The organism is Streptomyces sp. NPDC051020 (assembly GCF_040683105.1).
GTDB lineage: Bacteria > Actinomycetota > Actinomycetes > Streptomycetales > Streptomycetaceae > Streptomyces.
In genome coordinates this window covers 1-2,047 of sequence record NZ_JBFBCG010000213.1, presented here as the reverse complement: position 1 = coordinate 2,047, position 2,047 = coordinate 1, and the positions used below count along the sequence as shown (strand labels likewise).

At 66.5% G+C, this 2,047-nt stretch carries 1 protein-coding gene; it reads right to left on the bottom strand.

Features of this window, described 5'->3' with window-relative positions; genetic code table 11:
- Positions 1-104: 104 nt before the first annotated feature.
- Complete coding sequence (gene ltrA, locus AB0N06_RS38735) at positions 105-1,469, bottom strand: group II intron reverse transcriptase/maturase (RefSeq protein ID WP_366139350.1); 1,365 nt, start codon at positions 1,467-1,469, stop codon at positions 105-107.
- Positions 1,470-2,047 lie beyond the last annotated feature (578 nt).

Sequence of the window (2,047 nt, the reverse complement as noted above, 5' to 3'; positions counted from 1 at the left end):
AGTAGGGTCGGGGACTGGCGCGGTGGCCTGTGAGGGCTCCGTTTCCAGCCCCCGCCCGTCAAACCGTGCATGCGCTTCTCGCGCACACGGCTTACCGACATCGTTCACCGGCTGGCATGCACCGCCACCCTGCGTACGTTCCCAGACAAGCGAAAGGCTCCGAGCCTGGCGAACCACGCGCCGTCGTGGCGCTTGCCCCACTTTCTGCCCGGGATGCCGCGCCTGCGATTGTCGAAGATCGCGAGACGCTCGTGGACGTAGCTGTCGATCGTAGAGAACTTCCCGGCGGAATTGCCGTTGCGGAAGTACGCCGCCCAGCCCCGCAGGACCGGGTTCAAGTCGGCGACCACGGCCGACAATGACCGTCCCACGTGACGACGGTCGGTCGCCGCCCGGATCTTGTCCCGCAGCACCCCCATCGCCCGCTGAGACGGCCATCGTTGCAGGTGAAACCTGCCACGGCGACGCCACGATTCCACCTTCTGGTGGTGGAAGCCGAGAAAATCGAAACCCTGCCCACCCCTGGCGAGGTGGACGATGCCGGTCTTCCCCGGATGCAGCTGCAATCCGAGACGGTCCAGCACCTCCCCGGCCAGCTCCCGTGCCTGCACGGCACGTTCCCTGGTCGGGCACAGGATCACGAAGTCGTCGCAGTACCTCACCAGCACCCCGAGCCGGTGCCCGCCTCGCTGCCATGCAGCGTCCAGGACGTGCAGAGCAATATTGGCGAGCAACGGTGAGATCGGTGAGCCCTGTGGGGTCCCTGCTCCTTCCGAGCCGGTCGCCCCGTCCTCCAGAACTCCCGCCCGCAGCCACATCCGAATCAGCTTCAGCATCGGGCCGTCCACGACGCGCCGGGCCACCTGGGCCAGAAGGGCGTCATGCCGGATCGATCCGAAGCAGTCGCGGATGTCGGCCTCAAGCACCCACTCCCGGCCCCGGTTCGCCTCCACGCGTACGCTCTCGCACGCGTCGATCGCGGACCGCTTGGGCCGGAACCCGTAGCTGACCGGCAGGAAGTCCGCTTCGAAGACCGGTTCGAGAACCAGTTTCGCGGCGGTCATCACCACTCGGTCAGCTACCGTGGGGATCGAAAGCGGCCGGAACTCTCCCGGCCGCCCCGGCTTGGGGATCATGACTTGCCGCAGCAGCGACGGGCGATACGTATGCGCCCGCAGTTGCTGCGACAAATCGTGGAGGAACTCCTCCACCCCGGAGTCGGTCACGGCATCGACGGTCACCCCGTCCACGCCGGGAGCGCCCCGGTTCGCACACACACCGGCCCAGGCCCGCCACAAGACATCTCTGCGAAAGACATGGCCATACAGGGCATGGAACCGACGTTCAGGATCTTGCTTGGCACAGCGGTAGAGCGTCCACTGCAAGGCACGGACCTTGTCCAAAGGCCGGCCATCCAGTCGTGCGACGCCTTCCTCCCGGCGGGCGGAACTAGCCATTGCGGCACTCACCCGAGCCACCTCCTCACACGCGACACGCATCGATGAAGCAGGGGCCCTTCGCTCCTGACGGGTTGTGTTGTCCCGCCGATCGGCACTACTACGACCCCCTCCGACTGCCTCTCGACAGCCCGCCACTTCCCGGCTCCACCGGTTATAAGCGGGCCCTGCTTCCCGAGCCGCAGACCCGGGGCCGAGGAGGCCCTCTCCAGTTCCCAGGACAACCTTCCAGCCGTTCCACGCCCCTTACGCCGGGAGGTTCTTGAACGCCCGCTCCAGATTCCCAGGCATCTTCCATGGCCTTCACCCTCTAAGGCACGGGCTCGGCTCCTCCTTGGCCCCGCTCACGCGGGTCGGTGCTGACGACGCTGCAGGCTTCACTTGATGTTGCGGACCGGCCGGTTGCGCACCCCCAAGGGGTGGTTGTCGCTCCACTTCGACACCGGCCTCTCGACCGATGCCGGGAGCCCCGCTACCGAGGACTCTGGCGTCTCCTCGAACCGGACTTGCACCGGCTGGCTGCCCTGAACTTGTCGCCCGAATTACATCGAACCTCCTTCTCGTCCGACGTTTCGGACTGCTGGACGTAC